At 70.5% G+C, this 16,215-nt stretch carries 14 protein-coding genes and 2 pseudogenes; 4 read left to right on the top strand and 12 right to left on the bottom strand.

Going from position 1 to position 16,215, the window contains the following annotated elements; translation table 11 throughout:
- Window positions 1-205: 205 nt before the first annotated feature.
- Window positions 206-868, top strand: a complete 663-nt coding sequence (locus ACFYP5_RS21155; RefSeq protein WP_389038663.1) for a YoaK family protein — start codon at window positions 206-208, stop codon at window positions 866-868.
- A gap of 102 nt (window positions 869-970) precedes the next feature.
- On the opposite strand, the gene ACFYP5_RS21150 is transcribed toward ACFYP5_RS21155, so the two are convergent.
- Together ACFYP5_RS21150 and rpmG are read right to left on the bottom strand one after the other, a co-directional pair.
- A complete protein-coding gene (locus ACFYP5_RS21150) occupies window positions 971-1,231 on the bottom strand; it encodes a type B 50S ribosomal protein L31 (RefSeq protein ID WP_389038130.1) in 261 nt (86 codons plus the stop codon).
- Between the two features lie 62 nt (window positions 1,232-1,293).
- Window positions 1,294-1,458 (bottom strand): 50S ribosomal protein L33, encoded by a 165-nt coding sequence (rpmG, locus tag ACFYP5_RS21145; protein WP_267007047.1) that lies wholly within the window; start codon window positions 1,456-1,458, stop codon window positions 1,294-1,296.
- 607 nt (window positions 1,459-2,065) lie between these two features.
- Here rpmG and ACFYP5_RS21140 point away from each other — a divergent pair.
- Window positions 2,066-3,508, top strand: coding sequence for a PP2C family protein-serine/threonine phosphatase (locus ACFYP5_RS21140; protein WP_389038126.1), 1,443 nt, complete (start codon window positions 2,066-2,068; stop codon window positions 3,506-3,508).
- A 120-nt stretch (window positions 3,509-3,628) separates the two neighbouring features.
- On the opposite strand, the gene ACFYP5_RS21135 is transcribed toward ACFYP5_RS21140, so the two are convergent.
- Window positions 3,629-5,125: a hypothetical protein gene (locus tag ACFYP5_RS21135; protein ID WP_389038123.1), complete on the bottom strand. Its 1,497-nt coding sequence runs from the start codon at window positions 5,123-5,125 to the stop codon at window positions 3,629-3,631.
- Between the two features lie 231 nt (window positions 5,126-5,356).
- On the opposite strand from ACFYP5_RS21135, the gene ACFYP5_RS21130 reads away from it, so the two are divergent.
- Entirely contained in the window at window positions 5,357-6,493 is a 1,137-nt protein-coding gene (locus tag ACFYP5_RS21130) for an aminoglycoside phosphotransferase family protein (protein WP_389038120.1), read from the top strand.
- Between the two features lie 153 nt (window positions 6,494-6,646).
- Here the strand turns inward: ACFYP5_RS21130 and ACFYP5_RS21125 are convergent, their stop codons facing one another.
- Window positions 6,647-7,981 carry an N-acetylmuramoyl-L-alanine amidase gene (locus ACFYP5_RS21125; protein WP_389038117.1) on the bottom strand — a complete coding sequence of 445 codons (1,335 nt, stop codon included), beginning with the start codon at window positions 7,979-7,981 and terminating at the stop codon, window positions 6,647-6,649.
- Between the two features lie 387 nt (window positions 7,982-8,368).
- Here ACFYP5_RS21125 and ACFYP5_RS21120 point away from each other — a divergent pair, with 387 nt between their 5' ends.
- Entirely contained in the window at window positions 8,369-10,594 is a 2,226-nt protein-coding gene (locus ACFYP5_RS21120; protein WP_389038115.1) for a germacradienol/geosmin synthase, read from the top strand.
- A 202-nt stretch (window positions 10,595-10,796) separates the two neighbouring features.
- Here ACFYP5_RS21120 and ACFYP5_RS21115 read toward each other — a convergent pair.
- The 8 genes and pseudogenes from ACFYP5_RS21115 to ACFYP5_RS21080 all read right to left on the bottom strand — a co-directional run bounded on the left by ACFYP5_RS21115 (window position 10,797) and on the right by ACFYP5_RS21080 (window position 16,210).
- Window positions 10,797-11,186: pseudogene (locus ACFYP5_RS21115) on the bottom strand (hypothetical protein).
- A complete protein-coding gene (locus tag ACFYP5_RS21110; protein ID WP_030928952.1) occupies window positions 11,183-11,683 on the bottom strand; it encodes a hypothetical protein in 501 nt (166 codons plus the stop codon). The pseudogene ACFYP5_RS21115 and the gene ACFYP5_RS21110 overlap by 4 nt, the downstream one beginning before the upstream one ends.
- Before the next feature lie 98 nt (window positions 11,684-11,781).
- Window positions 11,782-12,177: pseudogene (locus ACFYP5_RS21105) on the bottom strand (ACT domain-containing protein); the annotation flags it as partial.
- Window positions 12,178-12,205: 28 nt separating this feature from the next.
- Window positions 12,206-12,757, bottom strand: a complete 552-nt coding sequence (locus ACFYP5_RS21100; protein ID WP_389038112.1) for a CGNR zinc finger domain-containing protein — start codon at window positions 12,755-12,757, stop codon at window positions 12,206-12,208.
- Window positions 12,706-12,948 (bottom strand): DUF397 domain-containing protein, encoded by a 243-nt coding sequence (locus ACFYP5_RS21095; protein ID WP_030928960.1) that lies wholly within the window; start codon window positions 12,946-12,948, stop codon window positions 12,706-12,708. The genes ACFYP5_RS21100 and ACFYP5_RS21095 overlap by 52 nt, the downstream gene beginning before the upstream one ends.
- A gap of 105 nt (window positions 12,949-13,053) precedes the next feature.
- Complete coding sequence (locus ACFYP5_RS21090; protein WP_389038109.1) at window positions 13,054-14,220, bottom strand: thiolase domain-containing protein; 1,167 nt, start codon at window positions 14,218-14,220, stop codon at window positions 13,054-13,056.
- On the bottom strand, window positions 14,213-15,265 hold the full coding sequence (locus ACFYP5_RS21085; protein WP_389038106.1) for a thiolase domain-containing protein: 1,053 nt from the start codon (window positions 15,263-15,265) through the stop codon (window positions 14,213-14,215). Before ACFYP5_RS21085 ends, ACFYP5_RS21090 begins: the two co-directional genes overlap by 8 nt.
- A complete protein-coding gene (locus ACFYP5_RS21080) occupies window positions 15,266-16,210 on the bottom strand; it encodes a Zn-ribbon domain-containing OB-fold protein (protein WP_389038104.1) in 945 nt (314 codons plus the stop codon).
- Window positions 16,211-16,215: the final 5 nt, after the last annotated feature.

The raw sequence follows: 16,215 nt of genomic DNA, 5'->3' as shown, positions 1-16,215 counted from the left end.
TGCGGTGCATCGCAAGGCGGAGGGGCGTCCTCATACCGGTCCTATTCGGGCGTTCCGACAACGCACCGAGGTGCCGTAGCTGTCGTCGTGCGCCCGCCAGGGATTACGGGACAGCCCATAGGGTGGCAGCGTGTCCACTCCTACGGTGCCCACCGGCCGGTTCAGCGCGGATCCCGCACGCGATCCATGGGGCGAGTGGGCGCTGATACTGCTGTCAGCCGCGTCCGGGGCTGCGGACGCGTTCGCCTTCCTCTGTCTCGGCCAGGTGTTCGCCGGAGTGATGACGGGCAATCTCGTGCTGCTGGGTGGTTCCGCCGCCGGCGTCGGGGAGGACGGGGTCGCGCTGCGTGTCGTCACCGCGCTCGTCGCGTACGGCTGCGGGGTCGCGTGCGGCGCGTGGATGGGTGAGGGGCTGCGGTGGCGGTTGCCGGCGATGCTGCTGGCCGAGGTGGCGCTGCTCACGGCGGGCGCCGTGCTGTGGGGCCTGGAGGCGATCACGTCCGGCGGGGACCGGCTCGGGCTGTTGGCCGTGATCTCCCTGGCGATGGGGATTCAGGGCCGGATCCGCGCAACGCCGACCAACTACTTCACCGGCACGCTGACGTCACTTGTCGGGCGGGTGGCGCTGCGGTCCCTGCGCGGCGAGGACGGCTGGGTGATGGGCCGGCTGATCGCTGTCGTGGCGGGGGCGACGGCGACGGCGCTTACGGTCCGGCTCTGGCCGGACGCCGCTGCCTGCGTCGCCGCGGCGCTGGCGGCGGGGGCCCTGCTCGCCGAGGTGGTGCCGGGACGGCCGTCCCAGGGCGAGGAACGGGCGGACAGCGAGAGGCCCCGGCCGGATCGGGGGAATCCAGCCGGGGCAGCTTGAGTGCGGGCGCTCAGCGCGTCATCCACATGTAGATGAACGATAAACCATCACGCCCTGTTCCCCGGAATCGGCACCGGCGACTGTGACGCGGCGCACGGGGCTTCAGCGCCCGGCGGGCACCGTCGTCCCGTAGCGGCGCCGGAACTGCTCGATCCGGCCGGCGGTGTCCACCACCCGGTTGGTCCCGGTGTAGAACGGATGACTCGCCGACGAGGTCTCCACGTCGATGACCGGGTAGCTGTTGCCGTCCTCCCACTCCACACGCTGATCGGCGTCAGCGGTCGAACGGGTCAGGAAGGCGACCCCCGCGGCGCGGTCGCGGAAGACGACCAGGCGGGAGACGGGGTGGATGCGGGGCTTCATATGCGTTCCTTCCTTGGCTTCATGGATGAGGAGGACTTCCGCCGCCGGCCGCGCCCGACGGGTCAGCGCTCCTCGCGGAAGAGGACGTGCTGCCCGGCGGCGGGATCGAACTTGCGCAGAACCAGCCGGTCGGGATTGTTGCGACGGCTCTTCCGTGTCACATAGGTCTGTCCCGTCCCGGCGGTCGACCTCAGAGTGACGACGGGGCGGGCTTCACTGCGTGCCATGGGCACCTCCGGACGCTCTCACCGACCCCATCCCGCATTTGTGGGAATGGGTGTCGTTTTCGTTCTGGTGCTGTAACGCGAGAGGACCGGACCACATTCCCGTCCCGGACACTCGCGCGAAGGGGCCGAGATCAAGGGGATCCGCCCCGGACGGCGAGTATCGAAAGCTCGACCCCACCACGAGCCGGGAAATGCCATCGTGCGCGCCCCGTCCGGGCATCGCGCCCCGCCTTCGGACCCCGCGCCGGCCCGAGGCCGCGACCACCACCCCGAACACGTGGCGGACAGGCCCGCGACCGGCACACCCCGGCCCCGGTCCGACGGGGCGTCAGCCCAGCGGTGGAGGCTCCGGCGCATATGCCCCGATCAGGTGCGGCGGCCCGCCCAGGAACGGCGCGCGCGGGCGCGCGGCGAGTGACTTGCATCAACGACCGTGGGGGGCAAGGCTGTTCGAAGAACCGGGGCTCTGTACAGCCTGTGGCATATGCCAGAAGCAACAACGCATCGAGTGTTGCCAAACCACTTACGGGCTCCCGCAGCCTGTGCCACAGTCGTCTTCGGTCCACCTTTCAGACCTGGTTGTGCCGCGCCTGTATCGGAGTACGAGATGCCGTCCCATCTGTCCGCGGACCGCCCCGCCCCACAGCCTCCCGAGCGCGATGCCGTCGACGTGTTGATCAACCGCACCCGTCGGCTGCGCGGAGATGTGGATGCTGTGCGGCGGGACACGGCGCTGGTCGACGAGGACGATCCGCAGCTGCGCTGGCAGCGCGCGCTCTGTGAGCTGGCGGTCCACCACCTCGACGATCTCGGCACGCATCTGGGCCAGCTCAAGGAGGGCCCCCCGCCCGGGTCGGCGGAGCAGCCGGCACAGGACGCGGAGCGGGCGCAGCAGGAGAGCGTCGCCGAGCCGCAGGCCGGTGCGCTGCTGAGCCGGGTGGGCAGCGCCGAGTGGAATCTGCTGACCGACGAGGTCAGTTGGTCGGAGGAGCTGTTCGAGATCTTCGGCCGGCCCTTGGAGGCGGGACCGCTGTCGCTCGACGAACTTCCGTCCGTGCTGTTCCCCGAGGACCAGCCCCTGCTCACGGCACTGGTGACGGACTGTCTGGTCGACGGAAAGCCGATAGACGGCGAGTTCCGCATCCTGCGGACCGACGGCCGGATGCGCACCCTGCACATGATGGGTGAGCCCGTTCTCGACGCAGACGGCTGCACCGCCTCCATGTGGGCCGTCCTGCGGGATGTCAGCGAACTGCGACGCAGCCAGAGCGTGGTGCGCCGGACCGGCGACACGTTCCGGCGCCAGCAGCACATGGCACAGACCGAGCGTCGCGTGGCGGTCGAGCTCCAGGAGTCCGTACTCCCCGCATGGCGCGGCTCGCTGCTGCTCCCGCAGCGCGGACCCAACGCAATGGATGTCGCGGCCCGCTACCTGCCGTCGCATGCCAGTGATCTGATCGGCGGCGACTGGTACGACGCGCTGGAACTGCCGGACGGCAGAACACTGCTCACGGTCGGCGATCTGACCGGTCACGGCATCCCGGCCACCTCGGCCATGGCGATGCTGCTGGGTGCGCTGCGCGGGATGGCGGTGGCGGGCATCGAGCCGGGCGCCCTGATGGGCCACCTCAACCAATTACTCGAAGCGTCCGTGCAGCCCGCACTCGGCAGTGCGATGTGCTGCCGTTTCGACCCCGTGACCGGCACTCTCGCCTGGGCGCAGGCCGGCCACCCCGCTCCGCTGCTGTTCCGCGACGGAGCGGGACGACCCCTGCCATCGCCGGACGGGGTGCTGCTCGGCGCCGCCTCCTCGGTGGCGTACGAGCAGGACGAAGTGACCCTGCTGCCCGGCGATGTGCTGGTTCTGCACACCGACGGACTGACCCGCCGCAGCGACCGGGGGGTGGGCCCGGAGGCGCTGCTCGCGCTCGCACCGCGCTTCGCCGAGGCGCGCACGGCACAGGACTGCGTACGGACGGTCGTCGAGGAGTTCGGTGGCACCGAGCGCCTGGACGACGCATGCGTGCTGGTCGCCCGTATCGGGGGGTGAGCCCGGGTCGGTCACGAGCACGAGTGCACAGCACGGGGACGCAGACGGATGCCGCCTGCTCGTGTCGTGCGGGGCTCGGACGGTGGGTGATCGGCACCCTGTCGTCGCAGCGCCCCTGGATCAGATCTCCGAGCTTCTCGGCCGCCTGATCACGGAGCTCTGAGGCATCGCGAGACTGATCTCCTGACGCAGGTCCTCGATCTTCGCGTACCCGGCGAACTGCCCTGTGAGCCGGTACATCTCGCGCAGCCGGTCCCAGGTTCGGTGCGAGGAGGTCTCCCCCATCGTCACCAGGGCGAGCCGCGCGTATCGGTCGGCCTGCTCCGGGTCGTCGGCGATGAAGCACGCCGAGGCGAGCGAGATGTAGTCGAAGATCTTGGAGCGCTGGCGCCCGTTGGCGCGCAGTTCCAGGGCCTGCTTGGCGTGGCGCTGGGCGATCACGGCCACCGAGGGATCGTGCTCGGCGAGCGTACGGAACGCCAGGGCCTGCATGCCGTGCAGATCCGCCTCGTCGAACAGCTGCATCCAACTGGGCGGCGGCACATCACTCTTGTCCGACACGAAGAGCTCCTCGGCCTTGCCGAGCGTGCGGCGCATGGCCTGGCCGCGCCCCATGGACGCCTGCGCCCAGGCCTCGATGGTGTGCAGCATCGCCTGGGTGCGTGGCAGCACCATGTCCCCGGAACCGGACTTGGCGAGCTTCATCAGGTCCAGGGCGTCGTCGGGACGGCCCAGGTGGACCATCTGGCGGGCCGCCCGGGAGAGCGCCTCTCCCGCACGCGGGCGGTCGCCGCCCTCGCGTGCCGCATGGGCGGCGATGACGAAGTACTTCTGGGCGGTGGGTTCGAGGCCGATGTCGTGGGACATCCAACCGGCGAGTACGGCGAGATTGGCGGCAACGCCCCAGAGGCGGCGCTGCAGATGGTCGGGATGGCGGTAGGCGAGCATGCCGCCCACCTCGTTGAGCTGGCCCACGACCGCCTTGCGCTGGAGTCCGCCGCCCCGGGAGGCGTCCCAGGCGCGGAACACCTCGACGGACCGTTCGAGTGCTTCGATCTCCTCCGACCCGATGGGGGCGGCCTCGTACCGGTCGAAGCCGGCCGGGTCCGCGTGGAAGGGATCGTCGATCCGTGGAGCGTCGGCCGCCAGCACGGGGTCGGTGTGCAGCCAGTCGTGCATGGGGCCGGTGATGGTCGATCCTGCGGCGAGCGCGGCGCCCGCGCTCACCAAGCCGCGTCGGTTGAGCATGAGGTCCATTCCCGTGAATTCGGTGAGGACCGCTGCCGTCCGTTCGGGCGCCCACGGCAGTCCGTCGGGATTGGGTTCCGTCCCGACCTCTTTCCGCTTCCCCACACGCCCGCGCCGGCCGAACCCGAGGTCCTCGATGGTCACGACACGACCGAGTCGCTCGGTGAACAGGGCTGCCAGCACTTCGGGCACGGGATCGCGGGGGGACTCCCCCATGTCGATCCAGCGCCTCACGCGCGAGGTGTCGGTGGCCAGCTGCGGGTAGCCCATGGCCGCCGCCTGCCGGTTCACCATCCTCGCGAGTTCGCCCTTGGACCAGCCGGCAAGGCCGAACAGATCCGACAGACGGGTGTTGGGTTCTCCGGTCACGTCAAGCCCCCAGGTTCTCGGCTGAGTTGACAGTAACCCTCTGTCAGATGCCTTGCGACTATTCGCCAGGGTTCGCCAGGGTCCGCCAGATGGTCTGCCACCCGCGCACCGGTGTCAGGTAGGAAAGCGCCACCCCGCCCGGCAGCCCTAGGCACTCCCCAGGGTGCCGAACGGCCGCCGGCCGGGGCGGCGCACGCAACTTGTCGGCGCACGAAGGGATCTGTCTCGCCCATGTACACAGCATCGTCCTCCGTGTCCGCCCCGCCCCGGCCCCTGCGTCCCATGGGGGCGGGCACCGGACCGTACCTCGCACCTCACGCCGGTCCCTCGGCGGCCGGCACGGTCCGGCCCCGGCGGCCGGCGGGGCCGGGCGCCCCACCGCTCAGCGGGCGTCTGGACCTGTCCGGTCCGCAGGGCGCGCAGCTGAGGATGGCGATCGCCTCGGTGCACCGGATCTGCCCGGAGTTCAACCCGGTCCAGGTGCTGCGCCGCAGTGGGCGTTCGGTACTGCTCGTCGGCACCACCGGACGCACGACGGCGGTCGCGAAGTGTTTACTGGACCACTCCCCCGTCTGGTCGGAGCGGTTCCGCCACGAGATAGCGGCATACCGGGCGTTCGTCCGGCACCGTCCGCCGGTCCGGGTGCCGCGGCTGATCGCGGCCGACCCGGAGAACTGCACGCTGGTCATCGAGCGGATGCCGGGACGTGTGGCGGCGCTGACGAGGCACCCGTCGGAGGCTCCGCCCAGGGCCGATGTACGGGCCGCGCTCGGCGCGATCAGCCGGGTCAACGCCTGGCGGCCGGCCGCCGGGTTGTTCGACGCCCAGCTGGACTACGCCTCGCGCATCGCCCGCTATCACGAGCTGGGTCTCTTCACCGACCGTGATCTGGGTGACCTGCAGAAGCTGCTGCACGGCCTGGCGCACGCAGGCGGCCGTCAGGGGATGGGGCAGTTCTGCCACGGTGACGCCCTGCTCTCCAACATCCTGCTGTCGCCGACGGGTCCGGTGCTGGTGGACTGGGAGCACGCGGGCTGGTATCTGCCGGGGTACGACCTGGCGACGCTGTGGGCGGTGCTGGGCGACGCACCGGTGGCGCGGCGCCAGATCAGCCAGCTGGCACAGGCCACGGGTCCGGCGGCGCGGGACGCGTTCCTGGTGAACCTGATGATCGTGCTGACGCGGGAGATCCGTACGTACGAGACGGCTGTGCAGCGGGCGATGCGGGAGACCACGCCCACGGGCGGCGGTCAGGAGCGTCCGGGCGTGCTGTCGTCGGGCGAGGAGCAGCGGCTGCTGCTGCGCCGGCTGCACGACGACTGTGCGATGGCCCGGCGGGCCGTGCGCGCCGCGGTCGGCACTCGCTGACGCGGCTCCACGAGGGATGCGCGCTGCGGGTCCGGTGCCGACACACCGGGCCTGCAGCGCGCTGTCGCGTTCAGTCCCTCCGGCCATCGTGGCGCGGGGAACGGGTTCGCGGGCAGAGCCCCTGAAGGGCCCCGCCCGCTCCGCCTCGAGCCGTCACCGCACCCGCACCACATCCACCTCCGACGTCTTCACGAAAGCGATCCGGTGCCCGATCTGCACCGTCACGTACTTCTCCCCGCCCTTGAAGTACGCGTGGTCCAGCGGATACGACGCATCGATCGTCGGCGCGTAGAAGAAACCGGTCGGCGCCTCGCCCCCGCCGGGGTACGACTGCCCGGCCTTGATGGTGTACGGCAGCGGCGTTCCCACCCGCTGGTCCGCGAAGTCCGCCGGGTACTCCGACTTCTCCGGGTAGGCCACCCCGTACACCGGCACCTCGGTACGGCCGGCCTTCGGCCGGACGACATAGCCGGCGGTCGGCACGGTGGTCCGGGCCTTCGCGGGCGTCTCGAACCAGGCCTTCTGGCCGTACCACCAGATCGCCGTCCAGCCGGGCGCGTGGTCTGCGACCACCGCCTGCTGAGTCGCACTGATCTTGCTGCCCCAGTCGGCCGCACAGTTCGTGCCGGGCGAGCCGTCGGTGTGCAGGCCCGGGTCGGAGAACAGCGGTGCGTCGGTGGACGGTTCGGTGTGGAGCGGGACGGCGCTGCTGCCCTGCACCGGTAGGTCGACGCTCTTCTCACAGTCGCGGAAAGCCTGCTTGTTGTCCTTGAAGCGGGGGCTGACGGTGACCAGCGGGCTGCTCTTCGGTGCGCTGGGCACGGTCGTCGGCTTGCCGAGCAGCGCCATGAAGCGGTTCCAGTCCCAGTACGTTCCCGGGTCCCAGTGCATGTTCTTGGTACCGGCCGTGCTGGTGGGCGGCACGCCGTCGTGGCCGATGATGTGCTGCCGGTCGAGCGGGATGTCGTACTTGGCGGCGAGATAACGCACCAGCTTCGCCGTCGAGTTGTACAGCTCGGGGGTGTACCACTTCGCGCCCTCGACGGCGACACCCTCCTGCTCGATGCCGATGGAGTGGGTGTTGACGTACCAGTTGCCCGCCTGCCAGGCGACGTCCTTGTCCTTGACCATCTGGGTGACATGACCGTCGCCCGAGCGCACCACATAGTGGGCCGAGGTCTGGTTCAGCGGGTTCTGGAAGATCTTCAGGGTGGTGTCGAAGTCTTCTTCGGTGTCATGCAGAACGATGAATCTGATCTTGTTGCTGTGCGGGCGGTCCGCGGTGTCGTAGTTGCCGTACGTCTCCTTGTCGGCCGGATCTCCGGTCTGCTGATAGGCCGCCGGGACCCAGTCGCAGTCGAGGCCGCGGGGACACTCGGGCCGCACCCCGTCCGCACCGGCCTGCGCCGCGGGAGAGAGCAGCGCGAGACTCAGGGCGCTGACGGTGGTCAGGGCGAGAGTGAGTCGGGTCCTCTGCTTGGACGTCATGACAACCCTTCTTGGAGCTGCGCGCTTCGAAAGTCGTACGTGGTCCGATGTCGCTGTTCGGCTATGGGCGCACACTCTGTGACCTGAGGTGATAGCGCGTCAAGAGCGCAAGGCGGGTTGTCGGACGAGCCACTGGACCAGACCACTGGCAGGTGCTCTGACCTGCGAAGGTCAGGAAGCAAGGACGTTGTGGCGATGGGGCGTTACCTGAGTTTTACGGAGTGGGCGGGCATGCGCCGCGGTCCGTCGATGCCCCACACGCACACGTACCTTTTGTGTGACTAATTCCTGGTGTGCGTGCCCCGGACGGCCGAAGGGTAGTGCTCGCGCGGACACGAAAGGTCCGCGCGGGCCCCGCGCGGAATTCCTCGGAAAGGCCGGACGCACATGGCTCAGCCCTTCACCCTGCCGGACTTCTATGTTCCGTATCCGGCGCGGCTCAACCCCCATGTCGAGGAGGCGCGACAGCACACCAAGTCCTGGGCGCGCAGCATAGGGATGGTGGAAGGGTCCGGTATCTGGGAGGAGAAGGATCTCGACTCCCATGACTACGCGCTGCTGTGCGCGTACACCCACCCCGACTGCTCGGCGGAGGCCCTGTCACTGGTCACCGACTGGTATGTGTGGGTGTTCTTCTTCGACGACCACTTCCTGGAGCTGTTCAAGCGCACCCCGGACCGGGAGGGCGGCAAGAAGTATCTGGACCGGCTGCCGGCGTTCATGCCGATGGAGCGAGGGGCGCGGACACCCGAGCCGACGAACCCGGTCGAGGCGGGGCTGACCGATCTGTGGGCGCGGACGGTGCCGAGCATGTCCGACGCCTGGCGGGCCCGTTTCGCGGAGGCGACCGAGAACCTGCTCCACGAGTCGCTGTGGGAACTCGCCAATATCAACGAGGGGCGCATCGCGAACCCCGTGGAGTACATCGAGATGCGCCGCAAGGTGGGCGGCGCACCATGGTCGGCGGGGCTCGTGGAGTACGCGGCGGGCGCCGAGGTCCCCGATTCGGTGGCCGACGAGCGGGCGCTGCGGGTGCTGCGGGACGCCTTCTCCGACGGGGTGCATCTGCGCAACGACCTGTTCTCGTACCAGCGGGAGGTCGAGGACGAGGGCGAGAACAGCAACGGCGTGCTGGTACTGGAGAGGTTTCTGAACTGCTCCACCCAGGAGGCCGCCGAGGCGGTGAACGATCTGCTGACCTCACGGCTCCAGCAGTTCGAGAACACCGCGCTCACCGAACTCGGGCCGCTGTGCGCGGAGAAGGGACTCGATCCGACGGAGGCGGCGGCGGTTCTCGCGTACGCCAAGGGTCTGCAGGACTGGCAGTCCGGCGGCCACGAGTGGCACATGCGCTCCAGCCGCTACATGAACGACGGCGGGGCGGCCGAGGCCGCTCCCGGCTTCGGTACGGCCGCCGCGTCGATCCGCTTCACACCACGCTCGGAGCGGGCCCGGCTGCGCAGCCACTCCCATATGCCCTACCGGCACGTCGGCCCCTCGCTGCTGCCCGAGTTCGACCTGCCGTTCGGTACGACGCTCAGTCCGCATCTGGACGGCGCGCGGGTCCGGATCGTCGACTGGGCCCGCCGGATGGGGATCCTGGAGGCGCAGCCGGGGGTGCCGGGCTCGCACATCTGGGACGAGGAGCGGCTCGTCGCGATCGATCTGCCGTTGTGCGCGGCGGGTCTGTACCCGGACGCGACGGCGGACGAGCTGGATCTCTCCTCGGGGTGGCTGGCCTGGGGTACCTACGGCGACGACTGGTTCCCGGTGGTGCACGGGCGGGCCCGGGACCTGGCCGGGGCGCGGCTGGCCAACGCGCGTCTCTCGTTGTTCATGCCGCTGGACGGCTCCGCGGCCCCGGAGCCGGTCAATGCGCTGGAGCGCGCTCTCGCCGATCTCTGGCACCGGACGGCGGCCCCGATGGACGACCGCGCGCGGCGCGACTTCCGTACGGCCGTCGAGTCGATGACGGCGAGCTGGCTCTGGGAGCTGGCCAACCAGGCGCAGAACCGGATCCCGGACCCGGTGGACTACATCGAGATGCGGCGGCTGACGTTCGGTTCGGACCTCACGATGAGTCTGTGCCGGCTCGGTCACGGGAAGAAGGTGCCGGAGGAGATCTACCGCAGCGGTCCGCTGCACTCCCTGGAGAACGCGGCGGCGGACTATGCCACGCTGCTCAACGACCTGTTCTCGTACCAGAAGGAGATCGAGTACGAGGGTGAGGTGCACAACGGCGTCCTGGTCGTGCAGAACTTCTTCGGGGTCGACTATCCGACGGCGGTGGCGATCGTGCACGACTTGATGAACTCGCGGCTGCGCCAGTTCCTCCATGTCGCGGAGCAGGAACTCCCGGTCCTGTACGACGACTTCGGGCTGGACGCCGAGGCCAGGGAGATCCTGGCGGGTTACGTGGAGGAGCTCAGGCACTGGATCGCGGGCATCCTGATCTGGCACCGGGGCTGCCGCCGCTACCGCGAAGAGGATCTGCGGCGGGGCACCGGCGCCCCGTGGCACCTCAGTGGTCCCACGGGGCGCGGAGTCTCGGCGGCGCGGGTCACCGCGCTGTTCGCTCAGCGTTCGGCTCAGCCCTCCGCCGGCGGCGTGTAGCGGCCGCCCGCACGGGCCTTGAAGGTCCTCACGCCGCTCGGCCACAGGGAGCTGCGTACGGTCATCTCGCGGCCTCGGCCCGCCGTGATCACCACACGGCGGGCCTGCCCGGCGGTCCTATTCGATGTCGTCGGTGAAGCCTCCGCGGGCGCGCAGTCCGCGCACCGATCCGGCCGGCCGGCCGGGGCGGGGAGAGTCTCGATCATGCCGTACCGGCTCTGCGGCAGCTTTCGGCGATGTCCGAGGTGGCACCGAAGTCGCCGTCGATCCGGAACGGCGGGTGGGTGTGCCGGCGGTCGGGGAGGGTGTAGCTCTTCAGCTGTTCCCCGAGCATCTTGTGGGAACGGCCGCCGTCGGGCATCCGTGCCCAGAAGTTGATCTTCCATGCTCAGGGCCGGCAGGTGCCGGCGTCGCCACGCGCTTCGAGAGGGACCTCGGCCGCCTCGGCCCGGTTGCTGCCGGGTTCGATCTGCCGCCCTGGGTGGAGGGCGAAGAGGTGCGAGACGTGGCCGTGGTCGTCGGCCGGGTCGTTCCGGTCGGTGCCCCGCGGCCGTCCGGATCGGTGCGGACGGCCGCGGCAGGGACGTTTCAGCCCTGCTGGAACAGCTCGGCGGGCAGTGGCTTCAGCAGGGTGTACAGATCGTCGGTGATGGGCCGGTCCCAGCTGGCGATGGTGACGAGCACCCCGTCGCTGCGGTCGAACTGGACGCAGGAGATCCGGGTCTCGGACAGCTTCACCCGGCGGACGATGAGCAGGTTGTCGCCCTGCATCACCGGCATGTCGTCGGTGCCGGTGACCTCGACCGGCTCGTCGTTCTCCAGCGCGAGCAGCAGCTGGGCGACCTCGAACGGGACCTGGCCCTCCTCGGTCTCGCGGGCGGGCGAACCCTCCGGGAGATTACCGATGATCATCGCGGGGCCACGGCCGCCGAACAGGTCGTACCGCAGGAAGACACCCTGACAGCTCCCGTCGGGTGCGGGCAGCAGACCGGCGCCGAGGTTTCCGGGCCAGTCCCCCGGGTCCATGGCCAGGACGTCGAAATCCGGGCCCGCGGGTGTGGCGGCGCTACGGCGGCGGAGGAAGGACATGCAGACATGTTACGTGTCCGGGCTCACGTTGCGGAGCCGGGCCCGCGCACGTCGGACGGCCGACCGGCGGGCCGAGGCGCGGACGGCGCATCATGGCCCGACTCCGCGGCCAGCGCCTCCAGGACGGCCACCGCCTCGGTGGCTCGTCCGTGCGGGACGAACAGGTGGTCGTGGTGGTAACCGGCCACCACATTGCAGCTCACCCCCGCGTCGGTGAGAGCGAGCGCCACGGCGGCGGTGAGCCCCACGGCGTCCAGCGCGGAGTGGACGCGCAGGGTGATCCAGGCCGCCACGTAGTCGTACGTCAGCCCCGCGGCGACGGCTTCCTCCTCCGGAAGCACCAGGGTCAGCCCCTCGCGCTCGGTGACCGCCACCACGGGAGCCACGCCGGTGGGCGCGGCACCGTCGGGCACCGTGGTGAAGACGTACCGGCCGGTGTTCAGCTCCGGCCTCATGCCACTCAGCAGGGTTCGCAGGTCGCGTTCGCCAGTCATGATCACCACGCTACGGCGGTTCACCCGGCTACGGGTGCGACGAGCGGTGCCTCTCGGGGTGGCGCGCCACCCGGGCCCGGTTGCCGTAGGACGGCTTGCACCACTCCTGGCGGGGGTGCTCCTTGATGAAGTAGCGCACGCACCGTGGCGCGTGACAGGCGCGCAGCGTGGCGCGGTCCGGCCCGGCGAGGAATCCGATCACGGCGCGGGCCAGGGCGGCGGGCACGGCGTCCTCGTGCCGCGCTGCGCCGGTCGGGTGGTGGGAGACGAGTGGATCGCCTTCGTCCGGCCAGTAGAGACGTGGGACGGTCGGGACGGCCGCGGCCGCGGCATTGAGCCGGTCGAGTGCCTCGGGTACGAGGATGAGGCTCCGGGCGTCGGCGGGACTCGGTTCGTCGGCGAGTACGGCGTGCGCGAGGAGCGCCCGGACGGCGGCACGCAGGGACCGTACGGCAGCGAGGCTCTCCTGAGGCTGGTTGGGAACGAGAACTGCTGTGGCCCTGAGTCCGCTCCGCGCGGGCCGCGCTGTCAGGTGAGGTCGAACTCGCCGTCGCGGGCGTTCACCACGAAGGCCCGCCATTCGGCCGGGGTGAAAATCAGCGAAGGGCTGCCGGGCTTACCGGCGTTGCGCATCGCGATGAATCCCTCGACGAAGGCGATCTGGACATCCCCGGCCCCCTGTGTGCCCGACTGCCAGTCGGCCTTGCTGAGGTCGAGGTCCGGCTTGTCCCAGCCGGCAAAGGGCTGCTGGGTGGTGGTGCTCTCCGCCACGTCGGCTCCTCCCGCTAGTCGTCCCGGCCAAAGCCTAGCCACCGCGGGCGGTCCCGGACAGGCCGCGGCCAAGGCTTGCTCGACCGGCCCGGGACCGCGCCCGTCTCAGGTGCCGGGAGGCTCGGCTCCGACCAGCCACATGGAGAAGAACTGCGCGCCGCCGCCGTACGCGTGGCCTAGCGCCCTGCGGGCGCCCGGCACCTGGTGTTCGCCTGCCTGTCCGCGTACCTGCAGGGCCGCTTCGGCGAAGCGGATCATGCCGGACGCGCCGATGGGGTTGGTGGAGAGCACACCGCCCGAGGGGTTCACCGGCAGGTCGCCGTCGAGTTCGGTGACCCCGGACTCGGTGAGCTTCCAGCCCTCCCCCTCGGCTGCGAAGCCGAGATTCTCCAGCCACATCGGCTCGTACCAGGAGAACGGGACGTACATCTCGACGGCGTCGATCTCCCGTCGCGGGTCGGTGATCCCGGCCTGCCGGTACACATCGGCCGCGCAGTCCTTGCCCGCCTGCGGCGAGACGAAGTCCTTGCCGGCGAACAGGGTGGGTTCACTGCGCATCGCGCCGCCGTGCAACCAGGCGGGCCGATGCGGCGAACGGCCGGCGCCCGTCCGGTCGGTGAGGATCATCGCGCACGCGCCGTCCGAGGACGGGCAGGTCTCGGAGTAGCGGATCGGGTCCCAGAGCATCGGTGCGGCCTGCACCTTCTCCAGGGTGATGCCCGGGTCGTGGATGTGTGCGTACGGGTTCTTGAGCGCGTTGCGCCGGTCCTTGTAGGCGACGAGGGAGCCGACGGTGTCGGGCGCCCCGGTACGGCGCATGTACGCGCGCACGTGCGGGGCGAAGAAGCCGCCCGCGCCCGCGAGCAGCGGCTGCTGGAACGGGATGGGCAGCGACAGCCCCCACATGGCGTTGGACTCGGACTGCTTCTCGAAGGCCAGGGTGAGCACGGTGCGGTGCACCCGCGCGGCGACGAGATTGGCGGCGACGAGCGCGGTGGAACCACCGACCGAGCCCGCGGTGTGCACGCGGAGCATCGGTTTGCCGACCGCGCCGAGGGCGTCGGCGAGGTAGAGCTCCGGCATCATCAGGCCCTCGAAGAAGTCGGGTGCCTTGCCGATGACGACGGCGTCGATGTCCGCCCAGGTCAGGGCGGCGTCCTCCAGCGCGCGGACGGCGGCTTCGCGGACGAGACCGGCGAGGGACACGTCCCGGCGGGCGGAGACATGCTTGGTCTGGCCGATGCCGACGACGGCCACGGGCTCCTTAGACATGGGTGGTCTCCCCTTCGAGGACGGCGACCAGATTCTGCTGCAGACAGGGTCCCGATGTGGCGTGGGCCAGCGCCCGGTCGGACTCGCCGCGATGGATACGGGCCGCGGCCTCACCGAGCCGGATCAGCCCGGCGGCCATCACGGGGTTGGCGGCGAGCGCACCGCCGGACGGGTTGACGCGGACGCTGTCGTCGAGCCCGAGAGCCCTGCGCAGCACGACCTCCTGGGAGGTGAACGGGGCATGCAGCTCCGCGGTGTCGACGGGCCGTTCGAAGGCGCCGGCCCGCTCGGCGGCGAGCCGGGCCGACGGCGAATCGGTCAGCTCCCGCACCCCGAGGCTGTGGGCCTCGATGCGGTGGTCGATGCCGCGGATCCAGGCCGGGCGGGTGCACAGAGCGCGCGCCGTGTCACCGGCGGCGAGAACCACGGCTGCGGCGCCGTCGCCGACCGGCGGGCAGTCACCGGTGCGCAACGGCCGGACGACGTAGTCGCCGGCCGGTACGGAGCCCGAGAGCTGTGCGTGCGGGTTGTCCGCGGCGGCGGCGCGGTTACGTGTGGCGATCGAGGCGAGGGCTGCCTCGTCGGTCTCGCCCGCGTCGATCAGCGCCTGGGCCTGGAGTGCGGCGAGCGCGACGGAGTCGGGCCAGAGCGGGCCGACGTAGTACGGGTCGAGCTGGCGGGTGAGGACGTCGCGCACCTCACCGGGCGACGACTTCCCGTAGGCGTAGACAAGGGCGGTGTCGGCCTCGCCGGTCCGGAGTTTGACCCATGCCTCGTACAGCGCCCAGGCGCCGTCCATCTCCACATGGGACTCGGAGATCGGTGGCTGGGCGCCGACGCCGTCGAGGGCCATGGTGAAGGAGAAGGCGCGGCCGGCGAGGTAGTCGCTGGATCCCGAGCAGGTGAAGCCGATGTCGCGCGCCCTGAGGCCGGTCGCCTCAAGGACCTGATGCAGGACCGGCATGAGCATTTCGACCTCGGAGAGTTCGTCGGTGCGCCGCCGGTGATCCGTCTGCGCGAAGGCGACGATCGCTACGTCTCGCATCTACAGCAGCTCCTTGTACGCGTCGTAGTCGGCGTCCGGCTCTCCGGTGGGCCGGTAGTGGTCCGGGTGGCGGGCGCCCTCGGTCCAGACGGGCTCGACCCGCAACCCCATCCGCACCTGGTCGTACGGGATGCCGCCGATCCGCCCGTGCAGGGCGAGGTCGGCGCCGTCGAGGGCGATGTGGGCGTAGACGTACGGGACCTCGATGTCGAGGTTCTTCGCCTTGATGTTGACGATGCAGTACGTGGTGACGGTGCCGCGCGGGCCGACCTCGACCTGTTCGGTGGTGGCTACGCCGCAGGTGGGGCAGGCACCGCGGGGCGGCACGTACACCTTGCGGCAGGACGGGCAGCGCTCGCCGACGGTGCGCTGCTGGGAGAGGGCGTCGAGGTACGCGCTCTGCGCACGGCCGGGGGTGTACGTGTAGTCGAGGCGGGCCGGGGTGACGATGCCGGTGACGGGGTCGGCGAACTCGCCGCTGTGCGGGGTGCTTTCGGCCGTCGCCTCGCTCTCGTGCGGTTCGAAGCAGGCGATGTCCGTGATGGCACCGGTCCGCTGCGGGGCCCAGCGGATCCGGACCCGCATGCCGGTGTTCACGGCTTCGGGTCCCGGTGCGTCGAGGACATGGAGCAGGGCGGTGTCGGCCCCGTCCAGCTTGACCAGCACCCAGGCGAACGGGGTGGCCAGGGGCTGGTCGCGGCGCGGCGCGGGGTTCCAGGCCCAGGTGGTGACGGTGCCGGTGGCGGCGACCTCGGTCAGTTCGCGCAGCTCCTCGGCGGTGACGGGGTCGTACTCGACGGGCGGGACCAGGACCCTTCCGTCGCCGGTCCGCACGCCGAGCACGGTCCGTTCGCGGAGCCCGGTCAGGAAGGCGCTCTGGACCGGGCCGAGGGAGCGGGTGAAGGGGAACTCGACCACCAGTGGTGCGCTGAGGACGTCGGGCACGGTTG

The sequence above is a fragment of the Streptomyces sp. NPDC005262 genome, from assembly GCF_042872425.1.
Classification (GTDB): domain Bacteria; phylum Actinomycetota; class Actinomycetes; order Streptomycetales; family Streptomycetaceae; genus Streptomyces.
This window is presented reverse-complemented; position numbering and strand designations above follow the sequence as displayed.